The sequence below is a fragment of the Mesorhizobium sp. WSM4836 genome (genome assembly GCF_055811815.1).
This window is the reverse complement of sequence record NZ_JBVVQF010000004.1, coordinates 1-25,364: the sequence shown is the minus strand read 5'-3', so window position 1 is coordinate 25,364 and position 25,364 is coordinate 1. Positions and strand designations below refer to the sequence as shown.

Here is a 25,364-nt window from a genome sequence, read left to right as displayed (position 1 = left end):
ATCGGTTGTAATAGACCTTGGTTTCGCGGGGAGGGGAAACTGATGGATGAAGCAATCGGCTAGGCCATCCCGCGATGTCCGACTGCCCGGGTCGGAGCCATCAGGAGATATGCCGCGGGTTCCCGCACCATGTAAGTATGGTCCAGTCAGTCCAAGGCGCCATTCAATCCGTGTAAGCGATCCACGCCAACAACCTAGGCAAGACCCAGCAAATTCCCGCCTATTAAAGCCGGGCAGCAGCTTGCCGGGCCAAAATATTGCGTACGTTCGAGACTTGCCACTGGCCATTGCGCGCCGCGCGAACGCCGCGGTTATTCAAGGCGATTGCCAGGCCACGCAGGCTGGTGATGCCGGACTGCTGGATGGAGGCAATGATCGGCAGCACGGTTTGAGCAAATCTGTCAGCTTCCCGGACGGAGTTCTTCCGGCCTTTCGCAGCAGCTTCCGCCGTGTTGGTCGGATTGCCGAGCTTCATTCCAGTTGTCTTGCGAGAGGCGAGGGCGGCTTTGGTTCGTTCCGAGATCATCCGCCGCTCCTTCTCGGCCAAGGCGGCATACAGATGCAACATGAATGGGTCGGCGTCAGCACCGAGTTCGGCCACGATGAACGGAACACGCTGGACCATCAGTCCGGCAATGAAGGCGACGTCGCGCGAGAGGCGGTCGAGCTTGGCCACGACGACCGGGCATTTTGTCTGGCGGGCAAGGGCGAGGGCGGCTGTCAGTTGGGGACGTCGATCGAAAGCATCCGCGCCCTTTCCGGTTTCGATCTCGGTGAACTCCTCGAGGATGATCATTCCTTCAGCCTCGGCAAAGCGGGCGACCGCGGCACGCTGGCCCTCGATGCCCAGTCCCGAGCGGCCTTGCCGCTGTGTCGAAACCCGATAGTAGGCGACCGCGCGCGGCATGTTGCTAATCCCGGGGTGTTCAAACTGCAAACCACCGTTTGCACTTTGCTCAGTAGGGCAAGATGGGCAAGTTGTTTCAATGGAATGCTGCAGCGCGAAAGGCCGGCATTAGACTTCCTGCCGCCGATGGGCAGCGGCCGGCATTCCGGAAAAGCAATCAAATGATCCATATCCGTTGATGATCGTTCCGATCCGAGCATGATGTCGTCACGAAAGACAGGAGACAGCCATGACCACCACGACCCTTCCCACCCGCAATGCCGAGTGGGGCTTCTTCGGCACGATCGGCCGCCTAGCAACGAATTCGCCGCCGACGCTGGCAGGGCCTGGACGCCCGCCTCCGCAGCCGTCGCCACCGTGACGGCCCTTGGTGGGCCGCGGCGGGCGACGGCTTGAATAGCGATGAGCGATCGCGGTCGAGGGCTCAGAAACTCGCGAACTCATTCCGTGCTCCCCTTGCGGCACGCGAAGTCCAGCCCGAGCGGTGGTCCACCGCGGTGCGTTCAACGGCCATCGCGACTTTCGCCCGTTCCGGTGCAGATGTCTGGAATTGGCGCAATCGAGGCGACCCGTGCTTTTAACCGCTCTGCACGCGGAAGAAGCCGTTGGAGGACTAGGTTGGGTGGAAACTTGCCGTATGCGCGCCTGTTGGAACGACGTGATTGCGGCAAGGAGCGGACGTCGCCCCGCCTATGCGGCTTGCTCACTCTAGCGTCGGGGCGGTCCGCAGACCGTTGAATCGAAATCGCTACGCCCACGGGCAGACCTTAGCCTCCTGCGCTGAGCATTTCGATGATTGTTAAATCCAAAGAATCACCACAGGACGGTGGCCGTCGAGCGAGTTTTCAGCAGCCCATTTCCGCAGCCTATTAATGTGCAACTTGGGAAGCTGCCGACATCAATTCCTCGGGATTCAGCGCTCTGAAGGTGTTGAGGCCATCCTCCAGAACTTCAGTGAAGTTCCAGCGTACGATGCCCGCCCGGTCGATTAGGAACTGACCGACAAGCTGCGCCTGGCTGGAAGCCATCGCCTGCTGATCGACTTCCGTAATCTCATATCCTTCCTTCTTGTTAAGAAATTCATTCATTGCCATGACGTCCATAGGCTCGGGCAACTCGCCCGGGAGATGGAACGGTATCGCCATGACCGTGTCCATCCCGACCTCGCGCAAGCCGAAAGCACGGTGCGAGGCTCGCTCCGGGTCGGATGCGGCGAGAAGATCGGGTGCCGGGTGGTAACGGAAATAGAGCCGCGCCCGCTCGACCGGCGTATTGACCACCGCCAGGCATTCGACGCCTTTATCACGCAGGGCCGGCTCGAGTTGCGCCATCGCCGCGACATGGCGCCGGCAGAACGGACAGTGCAGGCCTCGGAACAAACCGACCAACAACGGGCTACGGCCTCGAAAATCATCGAGCGCGATCTTGCCTTCGCGTGAGATCGCATTGAGCACAACATTCGGGGCCCGGTCTCCCGGCTGCAGCGGGCGGTCAACACTACTCGTGGACATGAACAACCTCCTCGCCCCGGGTCAGTCAGGGAAAGCAGCACACCCAGCGTTTCGGAGGCGATCAAGTGCTGGGGCGAAAGCTTCCTGTGCCAAGGCAATAGCTTTCGACCTCTGCCATATTGCCGAGGTCGAGATTACGCGCGTTGCAAGCCCATCATAACACGAAAAAGCGTGTGCTCACACCGCCTTAAAATAGCACGGTAACTGGCTGTTCTGGCTCGTTATTTATTCATTATCCCGGGGGCGTGTCACAGGACTCTGAAGCAAAACCCTCTGGCCTGAGCTGACCGGTTCCCATTCGACCGGCTCAGGTTCGATTGCGATGGCGCGTCTTGCTCGAAGAGTTTGCGGATCCGGCGGAGAGATGATGATGCGGGTGATCTTACGCACTGGCTCACCGCTGTGTTCGTTCACGATCGTTTCCTTCCAGCCCATGCGGGTCTTGGCCCAGAAGATCGCCGCGGTAACGGATTGAGGGCCTTCGCCCGTGGCTTTGCGGAACAAACTCTGGGCAACAGCTGAGTTGGCCTTGGTGTGGCCGATCTTCAACTCATGGCGGTAGTGCTTGCGCAGGGTCTTGGGATCAACCCCAATCATGGCTGCAATGCCGGGCTCAGGCACGCCATATCCGGCCAGCGCTTCAACCTGGCGACGGGAGGCCTCGTCCGGCTTGTGACCGGGCCTTGCCATCTCAGGCGGCCTCCTGAGCCCGCTCTGCGGCAACGGCGGCATAGCTGCGGCCATCGTCCTCCAGGATCGCCATGTTGCCTGTAAACGCCTGCCAGCGGAGCACGGCGACGTCGACATAGGCCGGGTTCAGTTCAATCGCATGGCAGCAGCGGCCCGTCATCTCGGCAGCAATGATCGTAGTGCCAGAACCACAGAAAGGCTCGTACACAGCCTGGCCTGGCGAGGAATTGTTCTCGATTGGTCGCCGCATGCATTCGACGGGCTTTTGCGTGCCGTGGCCCGTGTCGGACTTCCTATGCGGGATGGCCCAGACGGTGGTCTGCTTGCGGTCGCCCGACCAGTGGCCTTTCTTGCCTTTTCTGACGGCATACCAGGCCGGCTCGTGCTGCCAGTGATAGTCGCCGCGGCCGATCACCAGGCGGGTCTTGTCCCAGATGATCTGGGCCCGGACGGCAAAGCCGCTGGCTTCCAGGCTAGTCGCTACCGACGCCGAGTGAAGGGCCGCATGCCAGACGTACATCACGTCGCCTGGGAACAGCGCCCATGCCTCGCGCCAATCAGACCGGTCGTCATTCAGGACTGTCCCTTTTGCCAGGCCCTCTGAGGGAATGCCGAGCCGTATGCGCCAGGCCGGGTCGTAGTTGACGCCAAACGGTGGGTCCGAGACCAGCAGATGTGGTTTGATGCCGGCGAGCACCTTCTCAACGTCTGCCGGATCGGTGCTGTCGCCGCAGATCAGCCGATGCTTGCCGAGCATCCAGATATCACCAGGGAGGGTGGTTGGCTGCTCCGGCTGTTCAGGCACGTCATCTGGATCAGTAAGCCCGGGATTACCAACGCTCGTGAGGGCGGCGATTTCCAAATCGTCGAAGCCGGTGAGCGATAGATCGAAACCAAGCTCACCTAGGTCGGCCAGTTCTAGACCCAACAGTTCAGTGTCCCAGCCGGCATTGAGCGCCAGCTTGTTGTCAGCAATGACCAAGGCTCTTTTCTGCGCCCCGCTTAGGCCGGAGAGCTCGATAACGGGCACTTGCTGCAAACCTAGCTTTCTCGCTGCCAGGAGGCGGCCGTGGCCAGCTATGATACCGTTCTCGCCATCCACCAGGATTGGGTTCGTCCAGCCGAACTCGCGGATCGATGCCGCGATCTGCGCCACCTGGCTATCGGAATGCGTCCTGGCATTCTTGGCGAAAGGGATCAGAGCCGAGGCGGCGCGGTACTGAACAGCAATCGGTGCTTCGTTTCTCATGCCGCATATATACAAGATCATCTAACTTGCTGTAAGTACGACACTTTTTGAGAAATACCCGCAGACGTTCGCTAGTTTGCGCCGGGCCGATTACCTAGCCCCGGTAGCATTGGTAACTTGGTAACTTTGGTGAGCAGCGATGCCCTTGGGTTTCAACCCAAACGCGATCGCCGGCGTCGGGGCGGATGTTACTAAGTTACCGATGTTACCGGGGGTAAGCCTGTTGTCCGTCGGGAATTCCGCCTGGCAGCACGTATTTGCCGCGACCGGATCTTTTGACCTCGCCAGCACCCGCCATAGAGTGAAGAAGCTTTCTCACATTGTTGTTCTTCATTCCGGTGGCATCGGCGATTTCGGTCGGGCTTATCGCATCTACAGCCTTTTCAATTGCATCAATGATACGGCTGCGTTCATCGGAACGCCGGACGTCGGCTGCGTCGCCGATGACGCTCCATAGACCGCCCGCAAAGTTGAGCGCGCTTTCCTTCTCCTCTACATCCCGGCCGCGGACATAAAGGGTCGTGCCGTTCTGATCTTTGTCCAGTACCAAGGTGGTATCCGCACAGGCCGAAAGGCCGTTGGAACCGCTCAGGGCTTCCAGCGGGTCGTCGGCGCCGCCCTTTTTGGTGTGGTGCAGCGCCACCACCGCGATGCCGTGCAAGGTCGCCCAGCGTTGAAGTCCAGACAATGTCGCATAGTCGCTCTCGTAGGCGTTCTGGTTGGCATTCCCGGGTGGCTTGACGCGCTGGAGGACGTCGATCACCACCAGCCGGGGCTTGTCGACTGAGAGGCGCCAGTCGTCGAGCGCGTCGAGAAAGCCGTTGTTGAGCAATGGAGCCTCGCTGACCCAATCCAGTCGTGACAGGTCTTGCCGACGGCGCGCATCGGGAAACAGGGTGTCGATCCGTCGCTGGATTCGGCGCGGGCCGTTCTCCAGGTCGATGTAGAGCACGTCCCCCTGCTCACAATCGATCGAGCCCATGGCCGTGCCACCGCAGGCGACGGCGATCGCCCAATCGATCGCCAACCACGTCTTCCCGAGTTTTTGCCTACCGGCAAGAATGGCGAGACCCTCCGGAACATAGCCGGGGACGACCCAGCGGATCGGCGGGAACACTGTCGCCATGATGGTGGTGGTGTTGGTGCGGATGAATTGCGGGGTCTTCTTCCGACCACGCTCGTATTCCTGAATCGGAACCGTCACCGGATTCATCATCGCGTCACCTCCTGCGACGTCATAACGAGCAGCTCGGGCAAGCGAGCCGGGCGCATGTATCGCCGATAGAGCGGCAGCAAGCTCTCGGCCAACGCGATCCGGGGAGCATCGCGGAGTTGGTCGAACGCCCGATGCCACTGGTCGGGCAAGACAACGATCCCGTCACGCTTCCTGTGCAGCCAGTCCAACGGATGAGCGAAGATGTTCAGCGCGCAGTCGAAACTATATGTGGCCGCCGCGTTGATCATTTCCTCGCCGAGCGCAAAGGCGTGAGCGAGGTCGGTGGCAAATTGGTTCGTGCGCGGATTCCAGAAGACCAAGTCCTCCTCCGACTCAATGACAAGCCAGCGGTTGCCGGCGGGCGTTGGCTCGAATAGCCCGTCTTGAGCCCTCTTCCCTGTCGCCACCTTGATCACGCTGGGTCGCACGATCGTCGGAACCGGGACGCCGATACTGAGGAACCAATCCAGTTCTTGTTCGCCGAGATGTTCCGGCAAGACAACTGCGCGCGAGGTCATCATGCTGCGCTCCTCACGAAAGCCTTCAGCAGCTGGAACTCGCTCTTCTCTGCGACCTGGGCCTTTCGCATAAAGGCGGTCGCGGAATACACCGACCCGCGGCGCGTCATTGTGGTGCTAGCCTGAAAAACCGTCATCTGCCCCTCCGAGAAGAGAAGGCGAGTTCGGCAATCACGAAGGCGAGCGGCCCCGACAACATGTAGCGGGCAACGAGCCGACGAACCTGCAGGTCAATGACAGTTGCCCGATTGGTTTCAGGGTCATTTTTGCTCACTGGCATTGTGACATTGGCCTGGTAAGCGCCTGCAAGCGCTACCCGGTTTTCTTTGTGGAGCCCCATCTGTCACTCCCAAGAGCCGAGGATCGAGGAATGAGTCTCTGCCCGGCGCCTGCGCTCGTAAGCTTCGACATCGTCGAGCGCGTAAGTGACCTTGCCCGAAAGCTTGAAGAAGTTGGGGCCGACTTTTAGCCAGCGCCAGCGTTCAAGTGTCCTTGCACTGATGCGCCAGCGCGCGGCCAATTCCTGTTGATTGAGATAGACGGGTGTCATTGCGGACCTCTTCGGCAATCCGTGGAAGATGCCGAGAAGTTTCGAATGGTTGTCGCCAGAAAATCGACCGGTTGCTCACCAGAAATTCGGCCAGAAATCGCTCATCAAATTTCGAAGCGCCAATAGCCTTGGTGTGGTCGCAGATACCGGTTGAGCTCTGCCCATCTCGGCCCAAACGCCTGATCAAACGATCCTGCCTGTGATCCGGCCTTTGCCAGGAGCTCAGCCGCCTTGATGGGTTTGTTCTGATGGTGCGCGTTGACCAAGCACCGAACGATGTGCTTGTGAAGCTTTCCCCTAAAGAGCAAGACAGGCTGTCCGTGAATGTACAGCTTGGCGTCATCATCCGAGAGATACACGGTCTGCGTGATCGACAGGCCAACCCTTTCGTCGAGCCTGGCCTCCAGCGTTGCAAAATCAATTCTCGATGGCGAGGGCCAAGAAAGCACATCAGCAATCGGAACAACTGTCGTCCTGGCGATCCACGGAATTGAATCCAGGCTTGTTGAAGTCAGCACCAATCGACGATCAACAGCCTGGCTCCGATCGCTGAGATCAGTGAGACATTGTCTAAAGTGCGGATCATTTAGTCGCCGGGAAAACCAAATTTCTGTCGGTTTGCGCTTGGTCAGGTAAGCCGAACCAATGTGCCACACGGCATCGCTGACAAGCGACACGGCCCCGCCGGGAAGTGAGCGAAGATTGTCTCCGAGGATGTGGGCGAAAAACAGGTTGAGATCGGGTTTGTAAATGATAAGTGTCGACCTATCGATCCGCACCCAACCTCGGAAAGAATCTTGCACCCCGAATTCATTGCGAACCGGATCAAATATTGCCTCTCGTAGCCGATCGGAGCCGACACTCTCAAATCCCGCCGATACCAGGAAACCGGCGTCGATCATTGCGCGACCCAGGTCTGCGTGGACATCCAGCGCAGCGTGGGTAAACCGAAGAACCTTTGCCTCAAGCAAGTTGAGGAGAAGAGTTGTTTCTGGATTGCCAATCGGCGTCATGCCGACGGCGCGATACCCCAGCGCGGCAGGTATTTGTTCGCAACCAGGCGATCGATCTCACGCTGGTCTTTGATGTTGGATCGGTTGGGGTGAGAAATCATGACCGCGAGAGATCGCACGCGGTTGCTCTCGGCGGATCGGTATCGAACTAGGATCTTGGCCTGGGTGATGTTGTACTCTGCTGCGAGCGCATTCTCGCCTAATCTCTCGCCGGCCACCGACCAGATATCCCGCTCGGATTTCCACCAGCGTTCGACGGAAACCTGCTCCATGGATGTTTCGAGCGGCTGCAACCGAAGCATCGATATGCTCACAGTTTCGATGCGATCTTCTGGATCGGTTTCGAACTGTCTTCGTGAACTCAGCACTTTAAGGTCGTACCGTGTGTTCGTGATAGGCTGGACATCAGGGGGGCAACCTAGAAGAGCCGCGGCAAAGCTCTCCACAATCTCTTTCCTGCTTGCCTTATGTGGAGCTACGCATTCGATCGAGCCAGTTACCGCATCGTAAGTAACCGCCGCCTCCAACACAGGGCGCCTGGTCTGCATGGTGAGTTCGCCCTCGACAAATGCAGGTTCCGCGTTGGGCCGGTCCTCGCGATAGATCGTAATTTGAACCAACAGGGAATTGCCGTTGCCATTGGCTACATCGTCGCTTTCCGTGTCGAACAAAGGCGGTCTCGATCGATCGAAGATCTCGACATGGACATTCGGTGAGTCAAACAGGACGCGAAGCGCTTTCTTGAATTCCTCCAGCGAATGCGAATCGCGCCGGACGTCTCTTGCCCTCTCACCACCAAACGATGACCAACTCCGACCATGCCTGTGATCATCGTTGTAGACGATCTCCTCAGCTCGCCTGAAGGCCTCCGGATCGTTGAGGAAAACCCAAAGCGCGCGCGCTTGACGCGAAGGCAGGTCACTTAAATTGTCGTCGTTTGTCACGTCCTCTATCGCGATCTCACCGTTGGGCGTTGAGAGCTGCTCGAGAAGTTCCATGTCATGCGAAAGGGCCCCCCGAGTACCCGGCGGCGAATCGACAAGTTGGACCTCGATCTCATCTGCGATGATTTGATCGCTGCTTCCCATAGTTTCCGGAGAAATGAAGATCTTGTGACGCCGTAAGAAAGTATCGGCGAGCGGTTTCGGCAATCTCGCTATGAAGTTGCGAATCGACGGCATGGTGCCCCCGGCCCACTTTGTGGGCTTCTTCTCGCAAGGTTCATTCCTCGCTGACTGCGCACGATTACAATTCTTTGCGCTGCATTCCACAGCAATTCGCCGTCGAGTGGTGGCGCCGGTTCGAAGGGTTAAGGCTCCCTTACCAAGAGCCACCGGAATCAAAACAATGTTGTCGGGTCCGAACCCACTGGCAGCGGATAAGCTGAGCAGCCTCGAACGAATGAGCGAACTCGCGGCGATTTTGGCTGCCGGCCTGATGCGTCTCTGCGCCCGACAGTCAAGCAGACTATCTGGCGAGCACAAAAAGACTTCAGTCGACTTCGCGACCACAGAGAGCGTGTGTCGGGACCACTCGCAAGGGGAGTTCCGATGACAAAATTCTCTACCGAAGACAGCATCAAGGTCGCGGGCAGGGCGCTCGCACCTGATCGATACAACGATCCGAACATCCTGGCCCGTGTGGCGGCGTTGAAGTCGACGCCAACACCGGAGTTGAAGGCGCAATGGCGCAACCTCTTCGACCGCGAGCCACCTCCCTACAACCGGCGCTTCCTTGAAAGCCGGCTGGCCTATCGCATCCAGGAACTCGCCTTTGGCGGCCTGAAGCCGGAAACGGTCGAACGGCTGAAAGCATTGGGAGAAGAGTTCGATGGCGGCAACATCGCGGTGCGGCGCATCCGCGGTGAGGATCGTCCAATTGCCGGCACCCAACTGCTTCGCGAGTGGCAAGGCACCGAGCAGACCGTCACGGTGCTGGCTGACGGCTACGAATGGCAAGGCAGGCCTTACCAATCTTTGTCTTCAGTCGCTCGTGCGATCACCGGTACGCGCTGGAATGGCTGGCTGTTTTTCGGCCTGAAGAACCATCGCGGCAAGGCGAGGGGGCGGTCATGAACATGGCGGACCCGAAGACCATCGTCCGCAAGCTAAGCTGCGCGGTCTACACGCGCAAGTCCAGCGAGGAGGGGCTCGATATGGAGTTCAACTCGCTCGATGCCCAGCGCGTAGGCATGTGAGGCCTTTGTGACCAGCCAGAAGGCCCTTGGGTGGGTTCTGGTGCCCGATCGCTACGATGATGGCGGGATCTCTGGCGCCACGCTGGAGAGGCCGGCTTTGAAGCGGCTGCTGCGCGAAATCGAAGCCGGTCTGGTTGATGTGGTGGTGGTCTACAAGATCGACCGCCTGTCACGCTCGCTCATGGACTTCTCGCGGCTGGTTGAGGCCTTCGACGCTAATGACGTCACCTTCGTCTCGGTCACTCAGAGCTTTAACACCACCACCTCGATGGGAAGGCTGACGCTCAATATCCTGTTGTCCTTCGCCCAGTTCGAACGCGAGGTCATCGGTGAACGCATCCGCGACAAGTTTGCCGCCTCGCGCAAGCGTGGCATGTGGATGGGCGGCTGGGCGCCGCTCGGCTACGACATCAAGGACCGCAAGCTGGTCATTAACGAGGCCGAGGCAGCAAATGTCCGCATGGTCTTCGAGCGGTTTATCTCGACAGGCTCGGCAACAACTCTTTCCAGGATTCTGACGGCCGAAGGGATTTTGACCCGTCGCGGTCGTCCACTGGACAAGGGCGTGATCTACAAGCTGCTCAACAACCCTGTCTATGTCGGCGAAGCCGTGCACAAGGGTACTTCCTATACTGGCGAGCACCAGGCCATCATCAGCCGCGGCGTCTGGGCCAAGGTGCAGACAATCCTGTCGGAAGGTTCGAGGAAACGCGCAGCCAAGACTCGCGCGCAGACGCCGGCGCTACTGAAGGGTCTTCTATTTGGGCCGACGGGATGTGCGATGTCGCCGACACATACGCGCAAGGCAGGCAAGCTCTACCGCTACTATGTCAGCCAATCGGTACTGAAGCGCGGAGCGAACGCATGCCCGGTCGGGCGCCTGCCAGCAGCCGAGATCGAGGCCGCTGTTATCGATCAGCTGCACGTCCTTATCCGCTCGCCCGAAATCATCGTCGCCACCTGGAAGGCGGCGCGCCTCACAGACGCCGGCATCAGTGAGGACGAGGTGAGGACAGCATTGCTCGACCTCGATCCGCTCTGGAATGAGCTTTTCCCCGCCGAGCAGGCACGCATCGTCCAGCTGCTGGTCGAACGCGTGGACGTGACAATGGACAGCCTTTCCATCCGCCTGCGCACCGAAGGATTGGCCGGTCTTGCGGCCGATCTCAACCAGCGTCAGGATGTCAGGAGCGCCGCGTGATGGCCGAGACCGAGAGTTCCGGCAGTACCATCACGATCCAGCTTCCACTGACGGTTCGCAAGCGGGGAGGGCGCAAAATCATCGTCGCACCGGCTGGCCAGGAGGCATGGGCCTCAGCACGGCCTCGCGTCGACAATACACTCGTCAAAGCGATCGCCCGCGCCTATCGCTGGCAGAAGATGTTGGAGCAGGGAGCCCACGCGAGCGCAGAGGATATCGGCAAGGCCGAAAAGATAAGCGCCTCATACGTCGATCGGCTCTTGCAATTGACGCTGCTTTCTCCGGCAATCGTCGAGATGGTCCTTGACGGACACCAACCAGCAACGATGACCATCACTGAACTGCTCCAGCCGGTGCTGGCGCAATGGAACGCACAAAGAGCGCTGCTATGTTAGGTCCGCTTTGCGCCCAATGTCGGACATTGAGATCAGCCTTGCCGGGGTCTGGAAGCCGACATCCCAAGCGGCCACGCTGAGGGTCGGGTTCGACGGATGTGCTGTAAACCGGTTTCCTGACGATCCGCGCGAGCTTTGGCGGCCACTAATTCATGCCGACCCGGACGCCCGTTCTCGGCGAAGGCAGCGGAGCAAAGAAGGGCCCTGCACCGGGATTTGTGTGTCTTGCCGCGGATGGTGATGGCGATGGTCCAGGAAACGGGCGAGCGTATCGCTGCTCCGCCCGTTGCCCTCGGGGAGACTGACGAGGTTTCCCCCTGTTAATCGGCCGCCACGCGTGTTGTTATTCTTCCGAGTCGAGATGCGTTGCACTTGCCCGACAAGGTCGGGACCTGTTGTGACCTATTTAACTTGGGCGGTGCTATGATCATATGCCGGACAGCCGGTCTCGCGGCGTTGCTTTGGTTGGGCTCGACGGCCGCCGGCGCGCAGGCGCCCGGCGTTACGGCGGACCGCATCCTGTTTGGCCAGTCGGCGGCGTTGGGCGGACCTGCCGCCGATCTCGGAACCGAGATGCGTCGCGGCATTCTCGCCGCGTTCGAGGAGGAGAACCGGGCCGGAGGCGTCGGAGGACGCCGGCTCGAGCTGCGCTCCTACGACGACCAGTACGAACCGGAGCAGGCCGTCGCCAACACGCTGAAGCTCATTGAAGATGACGGCGTCTTTGCCCTTATCGGGGCCGTCGGCACGCCCACTTCCGCCGCCGCAGAGCCGATCGCGCGCGCTGCCGGCGTTCCGTTCATCGCGCCGTTCACCGGGGCAGAATCCCTGCGCGATCCAGCGCTGATGGGCGTCGTCAACGTGCGCGCATCGTATTTCGAGGAAACCGAGGCGATGGTCGAGCGGCTGGTAACCGATCTCGGCGTCTCTAGGATCGGCGTCCTCTACCAGGACGATTCCTACGGCCGCAGCGGCCTTGCCGGCGTGCGCCGGGCGCTCGACCAGCGCGGGCTCGAACTCGTCGGCACCGGGACCTACATGCGCAACACCACGGCCGTCAAAACGGCGTTGCTCGCGATTATTCAGCGGGATCCGGAGGCGATTGTCGTGATCGGCGCCTACCTGCCGAGCGCCGTCTTCACCCAGTGGGCGCGCAAACTCGGCGTCACCGTCCCGATCTTCAACATCTCCTTCGTCGGCAGCTACGCGCTCGCCAAGGCGATCGGGCCGGATGTCGATGACGTCTACATCACTCAAGTCGTGCCCTTTCCCGAGGGCGACTCCATCCCGCTGCTTGCCGAATACAGGCGCGCCCTCGTCGCCAACGACGCGCGGGCGCAGCCGTCCTTCGGGTCGCTGGAAGGGTATATCGCCGGCCGGCTGACCATCGAAGTGCTGGCCAAGACCGGCAGCGATCCTACCCGGGAAAGCTTCCTGGCGACGCTTGCCGAAAAGGGAACGTTCGACGTCGGCGGTTTCGCGCTCGGCTACGGACCGCAAGACAATCGCGGCTCCGACCAGGTGTTCCTTACGGCGATACGCGACGGCGAGATCATCCCCACCGAGCGGCTCGCTCCATGAGTTCGGCCACCGGAACGGCGAGCCGCCGCCGGCGGCCGCGTCTGGGACTATCGGCCAAGCTCTATCTGGCGATAGGCGGAGCCGTGGCGCTCACACTGGCCGCCAGCGTGGTTGCCTGGATATCCTTCGTCGAGCTCGGGCAGCTGCAGCGCCGCATCACGCGCCAGCATATTCCGTCGATAACCGATTCGCTCAGGCTGGCGCAGCAGAGCGAGATGATCGCCGCCACTGCGCCGGCGCTTGTGACCGCCGCCAACGAGGTAGAGCGGCGGCATGTCATGGTTGCGCTGCGCTACCAGCAGCAGGACATCGTCGCGCTGACCGACAAGCTCGAGAAGGACACTGCTGAGGCCATCGATCCGAGCGTTCCCCGGCAGCTCATCTCGGGGATACGGATGGCCAGCGGCGAATTGTCCGACGCGCTCGACCGGCTCGACCAGTCGGTAGGACGCCAACTGGAGCTGCGGGGCGAACTGGCCGACCGCCGCGACCGCGCGGTCGAGCAACACCGCCGGCTGATCGAGCGGCTGACCCCGCTCCTCGACGACGCGACCCTCTATTTGATATCGGGATATCGAAGTCTTGAGGACGCCGTGCCGGTTCCGCCCGACGCGCGGCTCTCCCGGGAAGCCCTGCTCGACTACGCCGCGATTGCGCAGCTAGGCATCGAGGGCAATCTGCTCGGCGGCCTGCTGGCCGAAGCCGCGAACATACCCGACGAGAACCTCCTGCCGCCGCTGCGCGAGCGCTTCACGGCCGCGGCGGATCGCTTCCGCACCGCGCTCGGCGTCGTGGAAGGCGGCGATCTGGAGGAACTGCGCGTCGTTGCCGACGCCCTCATCGACATCGGCGAGGGCGAGGGCGGCATCTTCACCCCGCGCCACGACCTGCTCGTCGAGGCGCGCAAATCGCGGGCCCTTTCCGACGATGCCAGGCGGATCGCCGCGCGGCTGACCGGCGACGTCGACCGGCTGGTCGAGGGCGTGGAGGCGGCGACGACCGAAGCCGTTGCGGCCTCCAACCGCGCCATCGACGTCGGCGGCACCCTGCTCCTCCTGCTGAATGCAATCAGCATCCTCGGCGCTCTGCTGATCGGCTGGGGCTATGTGGCGCGGCATGTCACGGCGCCGGTGGTGCGCATCACCGACGCCGCCGCGGCCTTCGAGGAACTGCGCTTCGACCAGGCGAGCCTTGCCTCCGTGCGCCGGCGTACAGACGAACTCGGCGAGCTCGCCCGCACCTTCACGCGGATGGCCGGCGAGGTCCAGACGCGCACCGAGACGCTGGACAGGCTGGTGGCCGAGCGGACCAAAGAGCTGGAGGCTGTTGCCAGTCGCCTGGCCAAATACCTGTCGCCGCAAATCTACAACTCGATCTTCTCGGCCAAGGGCGCGGCGGTCGGCTCACTAGCGCGCAAGAACCTGACGATCTTCTTCTCCGACATCGAAGGTTTCACCGACATCAGCGACGGCATGGAGCCAGAACGGCTGTCTTTCCTGATCAACACCTATCTCAGCGAGATGTCGAACATCGCCATCGAGCACGGAGGCACCATCGACAAGTTCATCGGCGACGCGATCCTGGTGTTCTTCGGCGATCCCGAGACCGAGGGCGACCGCAACGACGCGCTGCGCTGCGCGCGCATGGCGCTCGCCATGCAGGGCAGGGTGCGCGAGCTGGAAAAGGTCTGGCACGAGCACGGCATTTCCAAACCGCTTCGCGCGCGCATGGGCATCACCACAGGCTTTTGCACAGTCGGCAATTTCGGCTCCGAGCATCGCCTGGACTACACCGTCCTCGGCAGCCCGGTTAACCTCGCTGCCCGGCTTCAGGTGCGGGCCGAGGCCGGCACGATCCTCATCGCCGACTCGACCTGGCTTCTGATACGCGACGCGGTCGAGGCCGCGCCGATGGGAGAGATCACGCCGAAGGGTTTTGCGCGGCCGGTGGAGTGCTACCGCCTGAACGGTCTTGGCGGGTCCATTTCGGGACATGCGGTGACGCGAGTCGGCCGCCACGTGTCGGTCAACATATCGCACATCCGCGACATCAGGGAGGCGATCGATGAACTGCACCGCATCGAGGAAGAGCTGAAGCGGCAGCTGAGGGCCGGTGGTGCGTAGGGCTGGGCGGCCTGGCTTTCTAAATCATCGAGATGGTCCTCGACGGGCACCAACCAGCCACGATGACCACCGCTGATCTAATTCAGCCCGTGCCGGCGCATTGGCACGCACAAAGAGCGCTGCTATGTTAGGTCCGCGGTCATATGAGTGATTTGGTTGCACACCAAAAGCAGACTTCGTATGCGGAGAGCCGCTCGCCGTCGTCGCCGGAGCCTGGCAGCACCGCACGAAGAAGGTTTCGGCGGTGCGATCCGTGCCGCCACCAGGCTCGGGGCGCGCAATCGGCGCTGTCGCAGCCTGCGCCTCCGGTGACGGTCGACCAAGGCCTTTATGACGAAATTGGAGAAGCGCCCGCTCATGCGGCCATCACCAGCCGCGGATCGAGGTCGAGGCTCCCCACCCAATCGGCCCATGATTTCACGAAATGCAGGAAGGCCTCCTCCGTCGTGACAACCACACGGTATGTTTCTGACTGCGCGCGTTGTTCTTCTGATTCCTCGTAACGGGACAGAAAAGCCATGTAGACCATGCGGTTCCCAGCAATCTCTCTGCCGTCCTTGTCGAGATGGATGATGTTTCCGTGCGCCAAAGCGTTCCGCAGCACGCGGAGTACTTTGTCCGCCTTTCGCTTGTTGATGGTGTTGGCGTCATCGGACAAGGGGTGCCGCCCTTGCTCATCCGTCCAGCGTCGCACTTCTTCAACCGAGTTCACGATACGAGATTGCCGCCACGCCGCGGCGTCAGGCGCACCACGCCAAAACGGTGCACCGAGAAACTTCGCTTTCTCCAAAGCTTTGAAATTCGCAACCAGGTCGGCGTCACGATCCAAGTCGTGCAAAAAATGCGTCGACTTCATGCGCTCGAATGGAATTGTCAGAATCGCTGCGGCGGCAAGCAGACCGAAGGAACCGAGTAGATCGCGCTCTCGTGCGGACTCCTCAAGTATGCCGATGAGCTCCAACGCACGCTGCGGGTACTCAACTGCAAACCTTACCGGTACTCCCATTATATCCTCCCACGTTTAGACACGCGAAATCAGCACAGATATTGCTTGAGCGCTACCGAAGTGCTGCCGATGTCAATGGCCGATCGCTCCGGATTATTCGCCTTGCCGCTGAGCAGGACGACATAAAAAAACTTTGGGCATGAATAAGCTCGACTCGACGTGGCTCCACGATCCACCGGAGATCCGGGAGCTGTCGATATGCTGATTGGCATTGTGCCGGCCGAGTACAGGGCCGTGAACAGCCGAGTTAACCGAGCTCTGCAGGATTCGATTTCGCTTCGGCTCTCCTCAGCTTGCGGATACCCTGCCGATAGAGGGAGACGTAGCGCTTGTGAAGGGTATGAAATCGCTGTGCGGGGGTCACTTCCGGAATAAGGTAGAGCAGAATGCGCGTTGCGTTCAACAGGGCCAGCGCCATCAAGGATGCGGCATTTTCCAAGTCGTTGGCGTCAAACCTGGGTTCAATGCGGAGACTGTGGGTCCCCACCTCAATGAGATGCTGAACGTTACAGCAGTTGAGGGTGAGACCTGTCACAGAAGAACGCTGCGTTTCCTTAATCTCCACTACCGCGCTGTCCATCGAATTTTGGCCAGAGTGGATGCACTCTTCGTAGACTTTCACAATCAGCGTCTACATTCAGTCGTCACCAAACCGTATGACACTGAGAGTGGGCGCGTTCATCGGGCTGTAGCAATTAGTCAGCTGATTATTGATGTGCTGAAACAAACCGGTGAGGACGCGGACCATCCGGCCGCGAAAGTTCGAGTCGGGATCGACAGCGGGAAAGCTTTGGCCGTGAGCAATGGTCGCCGTGGCCATCGCGAACCACTGTTCTTAGGCGAGGCGGCCAACCATGCAGCCAAGAGGGCGGGCGGCGGGAACGCGACAGGCATCTATTTGACAAATCAGGCCCGAAAGACGATTGGACTGAAAGAGGTCGACAACCTGGATGTGACTCCGCTCTCAACGTCTGAGATTGAGGTCTCGCAAAAAGCCGCAAATCTCGGAGTAAACGCCGATCAGATCGTCTCCGAGTGGAAGTCTGATTTGGCCAACAATCCGATTGGTTCATTTAGCTTTAGCGGACACACGCCACCCTACGGCACCCTCGATATTGAAACGCTGTCGGTACGAAATTCGCGCCGGCAAGACGCCGCAACGATATACGCCGATATCGACAATTTCACGCGATATGTCGGCGAGAACATCAACGACGACGCCTCTGCGAAGCACGTTGTGCGCGCGCTCCATGTCATCAGAAGCGAACTCGATGCCGTGCTTCACAAGGATTTTTCGGGACGAAAGGTCCGCTTCATAGGTGATTGCGTGCACGGGCTTCTCGTTGAGGGGACTGCTCAAACCACTGATAACGAGACCACCATCAGCAACATGATTCTCTGTGCCGGTGGTATGCGGAGCAGCTTCAAGCTAGCCCTTGAAAAGCTTCACGAGGATGGTACCGATGCTCGAGATTTAGGTCTCGCAATAGGGTTTGAGTTTGGTCCGATGACGGTCACGCGGCTCGGGGTGAAGGGCGAGCTCGTCAGGTGTTCTGTCAGCCGCGGCGTCGTGCAAGCGGAGCGAGAACAGCAACGATGCACCGGAGATGAAACCGCGATCGGACCGAAAGCTTACGATAGCGGCAACGACGCGGTTCGTAGCATTTTCGATTCAAGCCGCAAGCGCGCAAACCTAGACTATGATACCGCGGTCGATGAACTATCAGGGAAGGGCGATAAGGTTGCAAAAGCAGCGGCGGCGTTTGCAAGCACCGGGCTGTTGAAGCCGGCCTCGGCTCCCGCTAACCCCTACAGCTTTCAGAACCGCCCGGCCGGGCCAGCCAAAAAAGACGGCTTCTCGTGATCTGGTATTTCGAGAATGCAGAAAGGTCGCGGGGCGAGCGGCTCGCGATTGAGGCGCTTGTCTCGCTAGTCCAATGGTTACGTCCTATCGACTGGCGAATTGATCACCATCTTCGTTTAATTTGGGATGCCGACATCGTAATCGGCGAACGTGTTTTTCCAATCTATCTACGATACCCCAATCACTTCCCGCATTCTCCGCCGCTGGTGATGCCGCGAGGCGATACCTCGAGGTGGTCGAGCCACCAGTGGGGAGCCGGGGGCGAGCTTTGTCTTGAAATTGGTGCCGACAATTGGAGCGCCGACTTTACAGGCGCGGATTTGATTCGTAGTGCATTCCGGCTGCTTGAAATGGAAGAGCAGGGAACACCCAGTTCTCAAATTCCGTCTCGGCATCAGATGACCCTCGGTCAAGATCTCCGCGGGACAGTAACTCGCTTTGTAGCGACGCCTTCGCTGCTGGCATTCGCTGCATCACAGCAGGGGACTCTCACGGCCAAGGTGGACGCCATCCTACACGACGAAGCCGTTGTTTATTACTTCTCGCATGGTACGCGCGACGGTGTTGAGGTTTGGCGCGATGTTTCGATTCCGAAGCCACTTCGAACGGAAGCTTACAACCTCGACGCCGTGCTCGTTCCTTGGCCGCCTACAGGTGATCTTCCACCAACGACAACCCGAGAGGACTTTCTCGCGGCCCTAGCTGCAGAGGGTCTCCGTTTAGATGGAGGTTGCCGCTTTGTCGTTCTCGCCCAAGGCGAACAGCTGGATACTTTTCGGGTGCACAGTGATTCCGTCTCTAAGGTGATTGTCGTCGGTCCCGATCCGATCGTCGATCGCTTGGGTGAGGATCATAAGTCCGTCTCCGACAAACGTGTGGCCATTGTCGGCTGCGGGTCGCTGGGTAGCAAGGTCGCAGCAAGCCTTGCCAGGTCCGGCGTAGGGAATTTCCTCCTCGTCGATGATGACGTGATCATGGCTGGTAATTTTGTGCGGCACGATCTCGATTGGCGCGACGTCGGGACTCACAAGGCAGATGCCGTTGCCCGTCGCGTGCAATTGGTGAACCCAACGGCCCGGGTGGCCTTACACCGACAACGTCTCGGCGGTCAGGAGTCGAGCGGCGGGATCGAGAGCCTAATCGAAGTTATCGCCGACTGTGACCTGATCGTCGACGCAACTTCGAACGCCGAGGCTTTCAACTATCTCTGCGCCGCCGCCCAGATTGGCAGGAAGCCAATGGTTTGGGCGGAAATCCATGGCGGAGGTATCGGTGGTCTGATCGCTCGCCATCGGCCCGGTATTGAACCTGGCCCGGCGCTGATGCGACGCGTAATTGAAAACTGGTGCGCTGAGAAGGGGATACCCAACGAGCGGTCGGAAAGATCATATGAAGATAGAAATGCGGGCGTTCCCTGGATAGCAGATGACGCTGACGTTTCAGTCATCGCGGCCCACACCTCGCGTTTTGCGATCGACCTGCTCATCCCACGCTGTCCGTCGATCTTTCCGCACTCCGTCTATTTTATCGGGCTCGCACAGGGATGGTTTTATAGCCAGCCGTTCCATACCGAGCCTGTCGACGTCGGAGCGGCGTCACAAATCGTTGCCAACGAGACCGCGCTGGACGAGGGGGCAGCGGCTGCGGAGCGGGCGCGCGTCCTCGAAATACTTGGAAGATCGTTTGCTCAAAATCCTCCTACCCGATGAGATTGCGTGGAAGCTGGACATTGCATTGGCAAAGGCCAGGCGGCAAGAAATCGGGGGGCTGGTCGTCGGGGAGCACCTGTCAGATGAGACTTTTCGGATCATCGACATTTCGATTCAAACAAGCCACGGCACTCGTAGCCATTTCGAGCGCGACCCGGCATTGCACGATGAATTTCTGAGGGAGTTCTTCAAGCGAACGGGCGAAAGCTATGAACGCTACAACTACCTCGGTGAATGGCACTCACATCCAAGCTTCGATCCGTATCCGAGCGCCGATGATGTAAGAACGATGCGCTCGATCGTATCTGATCCTGATGTCGGCGTGAATTTCGCCGTTCTCTTGATCGTACGCCGAACCGAGCCAAAGAAGCTCAAGCTGTCTGCCACCGCGTTTTCCCGTTTGCGCCCTCCGGAGGCAGCAGCTGTGATTGGCGATGGCTATATCATCGACACTGAAGCGAAGAAAAATCTGTTGATGGAGATCTGGCAGCGATTCAAGAATTTGGTGTCTTAACTCCGAGTTGCCGCACGATCTTTCGGATTTCCGTGCATACAGGACCTATCCGTGCTGCGAGCGTTTTGGCTTCGCCAGGCTGGAATGAAGCGGGTGTAAGACCGTGAAGATCCGAAGGCAGTTTGACACCTTCATGGCTTGGATAGACCAGGATGCTGCGGCGGCGACCGAGACGTCCCATAAACATTCCAAGCTCGAAAAGCACGTTGTCGCGGATTGTGGGGTTGCGGGCGCCTCTGCTCGTTTCGACAATGTCCTCGAACAGCGCCACAGCGACGCCAAAATCGCTTTCAGAGACGGCGAGTTCCAGAGATTCCAGTGGGTAACCACCAGCCCAAAAGACCCCATTTGGCCATACGGTGGCTAGGACATCATGTTGCAGGCCGGCTTGAATTTCGTTCGCAATGTCGAGCCCTTCCACCGAGGACATGATGAACATCCGCGGCTTCTCGTTGGGCGTGACCATGAGCCGGTTGCGGTCGAATAAACGTCGGGAAAGCTCCTGGGCGAGCGACTTCCAGATCAACCTCGGAAATTTGTCGGCCAGCGCAGAGAACTCAGCCCCCGACATTCTTATTGCCACTACGGTATCTAGACCGAGGCGGATCGCCGCTGGGAGGGCTCGATCGCCGCCATTTCCCCAACGTGTGCGCCCGCCTTAAGGGTCCGAACTTCTTGACCCTTGACCACCACGGAGACGCCTCCTGCGACGAGAAAAAAGACGTTGTTGTCCTCTCCGCCTTCAGCCATGAGCACATCGCCTGCCCTATACTCCACTAGCTCACCAGAAGCGGCAATCGTTTCAGCAACTTCCGTGTCGCCGCTGTTAAACTGACGCTTCAGGCTCGCGATAAGCGCCGATCTATTGCTACCTTCAAATCGATCTTTCATCCCGCCCTCAGAAAGCTAGTGAGGTCCCCATATACGACAATCGCATTGTCATTTCATCTCCGCTTCATCGTCCTAGCGGTTGGCCCCCGCGATTAGAGGTTTGGACCTATCATACGTGCACCGAATCTGCGTGAGTCGTAGGGGCGGAGACTAGGGAGGCATGGAACCCTGGCTACATCAAGCTGGCCGACAGCCCTAGAGATGGAACGTCCACTGTGGACGTCCCCGACGCCAAAAGCTGCCGATCACCTCCTCCGGCCCAAAAGCGACGTTGAGTAGTGGCGAGGCGATACCGCTCTTGGGCGGCGAAACGGTCATTCAGCTGCGGTCGCGAAGAAGTTTTTTGATGCATTCGCCTAGTGAGAGTTCACCCAACCATCAGGCTGCTGGCGCACTGCAAATAGTTGAAATGTTTTCAATTGAAGGCTGAGAACCAAAACTGCGGAGTTGAGAGCTTCGGAGAATGTTGAGCCAGAGCACGGCCATTCAGCCCGGGAGGCCGGCAGCGCGGTTGGCAGCTGAAATTGAAAAGCCCCGCGGTGCCGCGCGGTTCGTGCGCCATCTAGCGGTGGCAGAGAATGTTGAGGCCGGGTGCATTGGCGGAGGGAGTGGGATTCGAACCCACGGTGGGCTTGCACCCACGCCGGTTTTCAAGACCGGTGCCTTAAACCGCTCGGCCATCCCTCCAAGTAGTTGACTTTAAAGTGCTTTCTGATTCTTTGCGGTTTGCTCAAAAAGCCGTTTGCTACGCACTTTGCAACTATATGATCTTTCGACTTGCGCTTATAGCTACCTGCAACGCCGCGTCAACTTGCTCTGCCGCGTCTGCCTGCATGCCGGGCATAACATGCGAATAGAGGTCGAGCGTGATTCCGATTGTTGAGTGCCCAAGGCGTTCGCTGGCGACCTTTGGATGAACGCCGGCCGATAGCATCTGCGTGGCGTGGGTGTGCCGAAGATCATGAAAGCGGATGCGGGGCAGGGCGGTCCTTCCCAAGACGCGCACCCACTCATGCGTAAGCGACCTTGGCTGCAATGGCGAGCCGTCGACCTGGGCAACCACGAAGCTGTCACCGTTCGGCCTCAGCCCCAGCCGGAGCTGTTCCTCGGCTTGCCGGGTTCGATGCGCTTTCAGCTCCGCAACGGTGCTGGCCGAAAGTGCCACTGTTCGCGCTCTGCCAGACTTCGGTTCTTTGTACCGTACTCCGTCATCCGTCTGCTCGGCGCTTTCTTCGATAGACATCTGCCGGCGGTTGTCCCCGAGGTCCAAATGGCGCCAGCGCAACGCCAGGATCTCGCCGCGGCGCAGGCCGCAAGTCACTGCCAGCAAGACCGGGATGAACATGCGCTTCGGTCGGAGCGTTTCGAGCAATGTGGCCGTCTGGCCCACGTCGTAGGCAAGCATTTTCTTCCGCTCGACCTTCGGCGATGTCGTCGCCAGCGCCGGATTGCGCGACAGCCTTTCCCATGTCACCGCCTGGCCCAACGCCTTAATAAGCACGCGGCGGTAGTGGTGGACGGTACGGGGCGACAGCGGCGGAAGGGGCGCGGGCGGTTCCCCATCCTTTTTCTTACGATGGTCAACTCGGGGGGTTGTCAGCGCCGTGGTGAAGGCCGCGTCGATCCGGTCGGTCTTCAGCTTGGACAGAACCACATTGCGGATGAGCGGGGCCAGTCCCTTCCGGCAAATCTCGGCGTATCGCTCATGCGTCTTTGGGGCGACTGACGGCTTGATAAACGCCAGCCATTCGTCAAGAAACTCGGCGACCGTCTGCTTGGTAGGCTCGACGTAGAGCCCCTGGTGGAGAACGGTGATGAGCCGGGAGCATTCCTTTTGCGCCTCACGCTTGGTGCCTTGGAAGCTATGCCATTTGCGTTTCTTCTTGCCGGTCTTTGGGTCGATCTCGCCGACGTCGAGGACGATTGCCCAATGGCCTGGGCTGCGCTCGCGGATGTGGCCTTTCACTTTGACCTCGCTTGTCTCTTGGACCTAATGGCGTTCCGTTTCTTTCTCCACATTTTCACCTGTGATTCACGCGACGCGCCGATAGCCTCGAAAACCTCTAGGCCAACTTCTCCAGCAGCGTACTTATTCGCGAGCTTTATTGCTTCATCCAGTTTGGGATTGTTCGCAAATGGCGCAAGCTCGATCAAAAGATGGAAGAGATTGTCTTGTGCTTCGATCTGGCGGTTGAACGTAAAATTGACTGAATCGTAGAGCTCATGAGCAGTAGCCGTATCAACCTCGATTTTCTCCAGCGGGGTTTGTTCGCTGACCTCGATGTCTGCCAAAACCCTCTCTGGAATGTCTATCGCATCGGACGCCATATCCAGCACTTCAGCGACATCTTTGACTATCTTTGGCAACGCGCGTTCTGCACGGATACCTATTTGGACCAGCCGCCGAATAGCATCTGACTTGGACTGAACGCGGTTCTTGAATCGCCAGTCCTCGATTGCGTGGAGCTCATCTTCCGTAATGACCATTTGCAGGCGCTTGCTCTCGCTATCGCCTAACTTCGGCCGCGCCATTCAGATTCTCCCCGATTTCACGCCAAATTTACACACGAAACGTTGCGGGTCAATCCGAAATGGGATAGACAGGTTTTCGTGTGTAAGTTTGTGATCTAACTCAGGAAGGCTCGGCGCATGACACTTGCAGAAGCTCTCGGCATGGCGACGGTGTCCGTCCCCGACGCGGGCAGGTTGTTCTTCAATCTGGCTCGCAATGCCTCGTATGACGCCGCCAAGCGCGGCGACATTCCGACCGTGAAGATTGGTGGCAAGATCATGGTGCCGGTGGCGCCGATTGCCCTGCAACTCGGCCTCCGCTCAACGGCGGGGAGGGAGGCTGCTTGAGCGCTGTCCAGAAAGATCGGACGTGCAAAGGTAAGACCTACAACCTTGTGAGAAAGCACACCAAGCCATCGGCCGAAGAGAACGGCTGGCAGTGGTTGACGCGCGACTTCATGGAATCCGATGCATTTCGGACGCTCAGCGGCAACGCCCACCGAGCGCTCTTTCGGATCCTTATAGAACATGTCTCCCATGCAGCGCTGTGCAACGGGCGGCTGATCGTGACCCACACGCAATTCATCGAATACGGCGTAACGGGCGAATACGTCGCCGACGCGACCGGCGAGTTGGAGTTCAAGGGCATCATCCGGGTTCAGCGCGGCAAAGCTGGCGACGGGACCTCGCATCCGAATACATACCGCCTGACCTTCACCGGTGATTATGAGGGCGCGCCAGCGACCAACGAATGGCGGCGCTGCACAATGGCGATGGCAAAGGCGTGGTCAACGACCGTCAGGAAACAACAGGCCGAACAGCGCGGCAAGCTCGGGCGCAAGAAAAAAACCCCGCTTCGGACTTCCGAAATGTCCCCGCTTCGGAGTTCCGAAATGCGCAAGGTGTCGCGATGATTTTCACACCGAAAAGGTCAAAGATTTCAATATCAGGCACATTTCGGAAGTCCGAAGTCCTATACATATCTTGGAGGGGATACCGATGCGCGGGCTGAGCCCTCATGCTATAGACGATGCGGTGTGCACCGTACTGCCGTTTCCGACCGTTCGACGCGTCGGGAAGATCCGTCGGACCGTCGAAGTGCTGTCTGATCGAACCGGAAAGGGCGGAAACTACTATTGGAAACAAGTCATCGCGGGCATGCGGACGCAAATGGTGTCCGCTGGCCTGGCCGACGAGGTCATTGACCAGGAACTTCGGGCGTTTGCCGACGAGGTTTTCGGCCGAATCCGGAATTACCGTCAACCCGAAACCAATGGTGCAGCATGAAATACGGTTGGCCTTCCGGTAACGCTGCATGACCGGGCGGTGGCAAGAGTTCCTGTCCTGTAAGGGCAAGATGCCGCTAATTGCATCCATGAAATATTGGCGGCCTAATCCATGACGGCAAAAACAAAAGCCCTTCCCACGCCCGATAACGCGCACCAATCGAGGCCGTCGCGCCTCTTAAAGATCGACGGCAGCAGCGTCACTATCGATCATACGGCAGCCCAGAAAGCCTTCGGATCATCGGATGAGGATTTCATCAATGGCTTCCTGCACCAGCTGGTTAATGTCGGCAGCCACGGTAAAACGCCAGACGATAAGGGCACGGCCTTCGTTGCCTCGATCGTGAAAGGCATTGAACCGCAGGATCAGATCGAAGCTATGCTGGCATCGCAGATGGCTGCGGTGCACATGGCGACAATGACGTTCGCCCG

30 protein-coding genes, 1 tRNA gene and 1 pseudogene are annotated in these 25,364 nt (G+C 59.4%); 14 read left to right on the top strand and 18 right to left on the bottom strand.

The features are described from left to right. Positions 1-223: 223 nt before the first annotated feature. Positions 224-907, bottom strand: a complete 684-nt coding sequence (locus tag AC0L2P_RS06170) for a recombinase family protein (RefSeq protein ID WP_473500348.1) — start codon at positions 905-907, stop codon at positions 224-226. A 229-nt stretch (positions 908-1,136) separates the two neighbouring features. Here AC0L2P_RS06170 and AC0L2P_RS06165 point away from each other — a divergent pair, with 229 nt between their 5' ends. Next, positions 1,137-1,268 (top strand): hypothetical protein, encoded by a 132-nt coding sequence (locus tag AC0L2P_RS06165; RefSeq protein WP_473500347.1) that lies wholly within the window; start codon positions 1,137-1,139, stop codon positions 1,266-1,268. A 508-nt stretch (positions 1,269-1,776) separates the two neighbouring features. Here the strand turns inward: AC0L2P_RS06165 and AC0L2P_RS06160 are convergent. The 9 genes from AC0L2P_RS06160 to AC0L2P_RS06120 all read right to left on the bottom strand — a co-directional run bounded on the left by AC0L2P_RS06160 (position 1,777) and on the right by AC0L2P_RS06120 (position 8,835). Next, positions 1,777-2,418: a peroxiredoxin-like family protein gene (locus AC0L2P_RS06160; RefSeq protein WP_473500346.1), complete on the bottom strand. Its 642-nt coding sequence runs from the start codon at positions 2,416-2,418 to the stop codon at positions 1,777-1,779. Between the two features lie 225 nt (positions 2,419-2,643). Next, positions 2,644-3,108 carry a hypothetical protein gene (locus AC0L2P_RS06155; protein WP_473500345.1) on the bottom strand — a complete coding sequence of 155 codons (465 nt, stop codon included), beginning with the start codon at positions 3,106-3,108 and terminating at the stop codon, positions 2,644-2,646. A 1-nt stretch (position 3,109) separates the two neighbouring features. Then, positions 3,110-4,378, bottom strand: coding sequence for a site-specific DNA-methyltransferase (locus AC0L2P_RS06150; protein ID WP_473500344.1), 1,269 nt, complete (start codon positions 4,376-4,378; stop codon positions 3,110-3,112). Between the two features lie 184 nt (positions 4,379-4,562). After that, a complete protein-coding gene (locus tag AC0L2P_RS06145) occupies positions 4,563-5,573 on the bottom strand; it encodes an AAA family ATPase (protein WP_473500343.1) in 1,011 nt (336 codons plus the stop codon). Further along, positions 5,570-6,094, bottom strand: a complete 525-nt coding sequence (locus AC0L2P_RS06140; RefSeq protein ID WP_473500342.1) for a hypothetical protein — start codon at positions 6,092-6,094, stop codon at positions 5,570-5,572. Before AC0L2P_RS06140 ends, AC0L2P_RS06145 begins: the two co-directional genes overlap by 4 nt. Positions 6,095-6,224: 130 nt before the next feature. Further along, positions 6,225-6,431, bottom strand: a complete 207-nt coding sequence (locus AC0L2P_RS06135) for a hypothetical protein (protein WP_473500341.1) — start codon at positions 6,429-6,431, stop codon at positions 6,225-6,227. Positions 6,432-6,434: 3 nt separating this feature from the next. Beyond that, positions 6,435-6,641 carry a helix-turn-helix transcriptional regulator gene (locus AC0L2P_RS06130; RefSeq protein ID WP_287310297.1) on the bottom strand — a complete coding sequence of 69 codons (207 nt, stop codon included), beginning with the start codon at positions 6,639-6,641 and terminating at the stop codon, positions 6,435-6,437. A 104-nt stretch (positions 6,642-6,745) separates the two neighbouring features. Next, positions 6,746-7,654: a hypothetical protein gene (locus AC0L2P_RS06125; protein ID WP_473500340.1), complete on the bottom strand. Its 909-nt coding sequence runs from the start codon at positions 7,652-7,654 to the stop codon at positions 6,746-6,748. Next, the gene (locus AC0L2P_RS06120; protein WP_473500339.1) at positions 7,651-8,835 is read right to left on the bottom strand and encodes a hypothetical protein; all 1,185 of its coding nucleotides are present in this window, start codon (positions 8,833-8,835) and stop codon (positions 7,651-7,653) included. Before AC0L2P_RS06120 ends, AC0L2P_RS06125 begins: the two co-directional genes overlap by 4 nt. Positions 8,836-9,204: 369 nt before the next feature. Here AC0L2P_RS06120 and AC0L2P_RS06115 point away from each other — a divergent pair, with 369 nt between their 5' ends. The 5 genes from AC0L2P_RS06115 to AC0L2P_RS06095 all read left to right on the top strand — a co-directional run bounded on the left by AC0L2P_RS06115 (position 9,205) and on the right by AC0L2P_RS06095 (position 13,028). Continuing rightward, positions 9,205-9,729, top strand: a complete 525-nt coding sequence (locus AC0L2P_RS06115) for a DUF2924 domain-containing protein (protein ID WP_473500338.1) — start codon at positions 9,205-9,207, stop codon at positions 9,727-9,729. After that, on the top strand, positions 9,726-9,851 hold the full coding sequence (locus AC0L2P_RS06110) for a hypothetical protein (RefSeq protein WP_473500337.1): 126 nt from the start codon (positions 9,726-9,728) through the stop codon (positions 9,849-9,851). The genes AC0L2P_RS06115 and AC0L2P_RS06110 overlap by 4 nt, the downstream gene beginning before the upstream one ends. 7 nt (positions 9,852-9,858) lie before the next feature. Continuing rightward, entirely contained in the window at positions 9,859-11,052 is a 1,194-nt protein-coding gene (locus tag AC0L2P_RS06105; RefSeq protein ID WP_473500336.1) for a recombinase family protein, read from the top strand. Further along, positions 11,052-11,447: a hypothetical protein gene (locus AC0L2P_RS06100; protein ID WP_473500335.1), complete on the top strand. Its 396-nt coding sequence runs from the start codon at positions 11,052-11,054 to the stop codon at positions 11,445-11,447. Before AC0L2P_RS06105 ends, AC0L2P_RS06100 begins: the two co-directional genes overlap by 1 nt. A 465-nt stretch (positions 11,448-11,912) precedes the next feature. Beyond that, a complete protein-coding gene (locus AC0L2P_RS06095) occupies positions 11,913-13,028 on the top strand; it encodes an ABC transporter substrate-binding protein (protein WP_473500334.1) in 1,116 nt (371 codons plus the stop codon). A 47-nt stretch (positions 13,029-13,075) separates the two neighbouring features. Here the strand turns inward: AC0L2P_RS06095 and AC0L2P_RS06090 are convergent, their stop codons facing one another. After that, positions 13,076-13,303 (bottom strand): hypothetical protein, encoded by a 228-nt coding sequence (locus AC0L2P_RS06090; RefSeq protein ID WP_473500637.1) that lies wholly within the window; start codon positions 13,301-13,303, stop codon positions 13,076-13,078. On the opposite strand from AC0L2P_RS06090, the gene AC0L2P_RS06085 reads away from it, so the two are divergent. Beyond that, complete coding sequence (locus tag AC0L2P_RS06085) at positions 13,244-15,151, top strand: adenylate/guanylate cyclase domain-containing protein (protein WP_473500619.1); 1,908 nt, start codon at positions 13,244-13,246, stop codon at positions 15,149-15,151. The two genes, AC0L2P_RS06090 and AC0L2P_RS06085, sit on opposite strands and share 60 nt — an antisense overlap. 355 nt (positions 15,152-15,506) lie before the next feature. On the opposite strand, the gene AC0L2P_RS06080 is transcribed toward AC0L2P_RS06085, so the two are convergent. Next, positions 15,507-16,157, bottom strand: a complete 651-nt coding sequence (locus tag AC0L2P_RS06080) for a hypothetical protein (RefSeq protein ID WP_473500333.1) — start codon at positions 16,155-16,157, stop codon at positions 15,507-15,509. 247 nt (positions 16,158-16,404) lie between these two features. Continuing rightward, positions 16,405-16,737, bottom strand: a complete 333-nt coding sequence (locus AC0L2P_RS06075) for a hypothetical protein (RefSeq protein WP_473500332.1) — start codon at positions 16,735-16,737, stop codon at positions 16,405-16,407. A gap of 135 nt (positions 16,738-16,872) precedes the next feature. On the opposite strand from AC0L2P_RS06075, the gene AC0L2P_RS06070 reads away from it, so the two are divergent. The 3 genes from AC0L2P_RS06070 to AC0L2P_RS06060 are packed head-to-tail and all read left to right on the top strand — an operon-like array spanning position 16,873 to position 20,244. Continuing rightward, positions 16,873-18,021 (top strand): adenylate/guanylate cyclase domain-containing protein, encoded by a 1,149-nt coding sequence (locus AC0L2P_RS06070; protein ID WP_473500331.1) that lies wholly within the window; start codon positions 16,873-16,875, stop codon positions 18,019-18,021. Further along, a complete protein-coding gene (locus tag AC0L2P_RS06065) occupies positions 18,018-19,730 on the top strand; it encodes a ThiF family adenylyltransferase (protein WP_473500330.1) in 1,713 nt (570 codons plus the stop codon). Before AC0L2P_RS06070 ends, AC0L2P_RS06065 begins: the two co-directional genes overlap by 4 nt. Beyond that, positions 19,705-20,244, top strand: a complete 540-nt coding sequence (locus tag AC0L2P_RS06060; protein WP_473500329.1) for a Mov34/MPN/PAD-1 family protein — start codon at positions 19,705-19,707, stop codon at positions 20,242-20,244. The genes AC0L2P_RS06065 and AC0L2P_RS06060 overlap by 26 nt, the downstream gene beginning before the upstream one ends. On the opposite strand, the gene AC0L2P_RS06055 is transcribed toward AC0L2P_RS06060, so the two are convergent. The 5 genes from AC0L2P_RS06055 to AC0L2P_RS06035 form a co-directional block, all read right to left on the bottom strand. Further along, complete coding sequence (locus AC0L2P_RS06055) at positions 20,225-20,815, bottom strand: TIR domain-containing protein (protein ID WP_473500328.1); 591 nt, start codon at positions 20,813-20,815, stop codon at positions 20,225-20,227. The two genes, AC0L2P_RS06060 and AC0L2P_RS06055, sit on opposite strands and share 20 nt — an antisense overlap. Before the next feature lie 20 nt (positions 20,816-20,835). Then, a complete protein-coding gene (locus tag AC0L2P_RS06050; protein WP_473500327.1) occupies positions 20,836-21,135 on the bottom strand; it encodes a cyclic nucleotide-binding domain-containing protein in 300 nt (99 codons plus the stop codon). Positions 21,136-21,732: 597 nt separating this feature from the next. Then, positions 21,733-21,822, bottom strand: a tRNA-Ser gene (locus AC0L2P_RS06045). A 73-nt stretch (positions 21,823-21,895) separates the two neighbouring features. After that, the gene (locus AC0L2P_RS06040) at positions 21,896-23,101 is read right to left on the bottom strand and encodes a tyrosine-type recombinase/integrase (RefSeq protein ID WP_473500326.1); all 1,206 of its coding nucleotides are present in this window, start codon (positions 23,099-23,101) and stop codon (positions 21,896-21,898) included. Beyond that, a complete protein-coding gene (locus tag AC0L2P_RS06035) occupies positions 23,098-23,667 on the bottom strand; it encodes a hypothetical protein (protein ID WP_473500325.1) in 570 nt (189 codons plus the stop codon). Before AC0L2P_RS06035 ends, AC0L2P_RS06040 begins: the two co-directional genes overlap by 4 nt. 117 nt (positions 23,668-23,784) lie before the next feature. On the opposite strand from AC0L2P_RS06035, the gene AC0L2P_RS06030 reads away from it, so the two are divergent. The 4 genes and pseudogenes from AC0L2P_RS06030 to AC0L2P_RS06015 form a co-directional block, all read left to right on the top strand. After that, entirely contained in the window at positions 23,785-23,994 is a 210-nt protein-coding gene (locus AC0L2P_RS06030) for a hypothetical protein (protein ID WP_473500324.1), read from the top strand. After that, positions 23,991-24,560 (top strand): hypothetical protein, encoded by a 570-nt coding sequence (locus AC0L2P_RS06025; protein ID WP_236391415.1) that lies wholly within the window; start codon positions 23,991-23,993, stop codon positions 24,558-24,560. The genes AC0L2P_RS06030 and AC0L2P_RS06025 overlap by 4 nt, the downstream gene beginning before the upstream one ends. An 85-nt stretch (positions 24,561-24,645) precedes the next feature. Beyond that, positions 24,646-24,933 (top strand): DUF6074 family protein, encoded by a 288-nt coding sequence (locus AC0L2P_RS06020; RefSeq protein WP_473500323.1) that lies wholly within the window; start codon positions 24,646-24,648, stop codon positions 24,931-24,933. Positions 24,934-25,044: 111 nt separating this feature from the next. Then, positions 25,045-25,364 (top strand): annotated as a pseudogene (locus AC0L2P_RS06015) (hypothetical protein); the annotation flags it as partial.

Excerpts from the sequence above, each read along its gene's own strand:
- AC0L2P_RS06170 (WP_473500348.1), bottom strand. The coding sequence starts at position 907 with ATGCCGCGCGCGGTCGCCTACTATCGGGTTTCGACACAGCGGCAAGGC.
- AC0L2P_RS06165 (WP_473500347.1), top strand. The coding sequence starts at position 1,137 with ATGACCACCACGACCCTTCCCACCCGCAATGCCGAGTGGGGCTTCTTC.
- AC0L2P_RS06160 (WP_473500346.1), bottom strand. The coding sequence starts at position 2,418 with ATGTCCACGAGTAGTGTTGACCGCCCGCTGCAGCCGGGAGACCGGGCC.
- AC0L2P_RS06155 (WP_473500345.1), bottom strand. The coding sequence starts at position 3,108 with ATGGCAAGGCCCGGTCACAAGCCGGACGAGGCCTCCCGTCGCCAGGTT.
- AC0L2P_RS06150 (WP_473500344.1), bottom strand. The coding sequence starts at position 4,378 with ATGATCTTGTATATATGCGGCATGAGAAACGAAGCACCGATTGCTGTT.
- AC0L2P_RS06145 (WP_473500343.1), bottom strand. The coding sequence starts at position 5,573 with ATGATGAATCCGGTGACGGTTCCGATTCAGGAATACGAGCGTGGTCGG.
- AC0L2P_RS06140 (WP_473500342.1), bottom strand. The coding sequence starts at position 6,094 with ATGATGACCTCGCGCGCAGTTGTCTTGCCGGAACATCTCGGCGAACAA.
- AC0L2P_RS06135 (WP_473500341.1), bottom strand. The coding sequence starts at position 6,431 with ATGGGGCTCCACAAAGAAAACCGGGTAGCGCTTGCAGGCGCTTACCAG.
- AC0L2P_RS06130 (WP_287310297.1), bottom strand. The coding sequence starts at position 6,641 with ATGACACCCGTCTATCTCAATCAACAGGAATTGGCCGCGCGCTGGCGC.
- AC0L2P_RS06125 (WP_473500340.1), bottom strand. The coding sequence starts at position 7,654 with ATGACGCCGATTGGCAATCCAGAAACAACTCTTCTCCTCAACTTGCTT.
- AC0L2P_RS06120 (WP_473500339.1), bottom strand. The coding sequence starts at position 8,835 with ATGCCGTCGATTCGCAACTTCATAGCGAGATTGCCGAAACCGCTCGCC.
- AC0L2P_RS06115 (WP_473500338.1), top strand. The coding sequence starts at position 9,205 with ATGACAAAATTCTCTACCGAAGACAGCATCAAGGTCGCGGGCAGGGCG.
- AC0L2P_RS06110 (WP_473500337.1), top strand. The coding sequence starts at position 9,726 with ATGAACATGGCGGACCCGAAGACCATCGTCCGCAAGCTAAGCTGCGCG.
- AC0L2P_RS06100 (WP_473500335.1), top strand. The coding sequence starts at position 11,052 with ATGGCCGAGACCGAGAGTTCCGGCAGTACCATCACGATCCAGCTTCCA.
- AC0L2P_RS06085 (WP_473500619.1), top strand. The coding sequence starts at position 13,244 with ATGATCGCCGCCACTGCGCCGGCGCTTGTGACCGCCGCCAACGAGGTA.
- AC0L2P_RS06090 (WP_473500637.1), bottom strand. The coding sequence starts at position 13,303 with ATGCCGCCGCTCTACCTCGTTGGCGGCGGTCACAAGCGCCGGCGCAGT.
- AC0L2P_RS06080 (WP_473500333.1), bottom strand. The coding sequence starts at position 16,157 with ATGGGAGTACCGGTAAGGTTTGCAGTTGAGTACCCGCAGCGTGCGTTG.
- AC0L2P_RS06075 (WP_473500332.1), bottom strand. The coding sequence starts at position 16,737 with ATGGACAGCGCGGTAGTGGAGATTAAGGAAACGCAGCGTTCTTCTGTG.
- AC0L2P_RS06055 (WP_473500328.1), bottom strand. The coding sequence starts at position 20,815 with ATGTCGGGGGCTGAGTTCTCTGCGCTGGCCGACAAATTTCCGAGGTTG.
- AC0L2P_RS06050 (WP_473500327.1), bottom strand. The coding sequence starts at position 21,135 with ATGAAAGATCGATTTGAAGGTAGCAATAGATCGGCGCTTATCGCGAGC.
- AC0L2P_RS06035 (WP_473500325.1), bottom strand. The coding sequence starts at position 23,667 with ATGGCGCGGCCGAAGTTAGGCGATAGCGAGAGCAAGCGCCTGCAAATG.
- AC0L2P_RS06030 (WP_473500324.1), top strand. The coding sequence starts at position 23,785 with ATGACACTTGCAGAAGCTCTCGGCATGGCGACGGTGTCCGTCCCCGAC.
- AC0L2P_RS06020 (WP_473500323.1), top strand. The coding sequence starts at position 24,646 with ATGCGCGGGCTGAGCCCTCATGCTATAGACGATGCGGTGTGCACCGTA.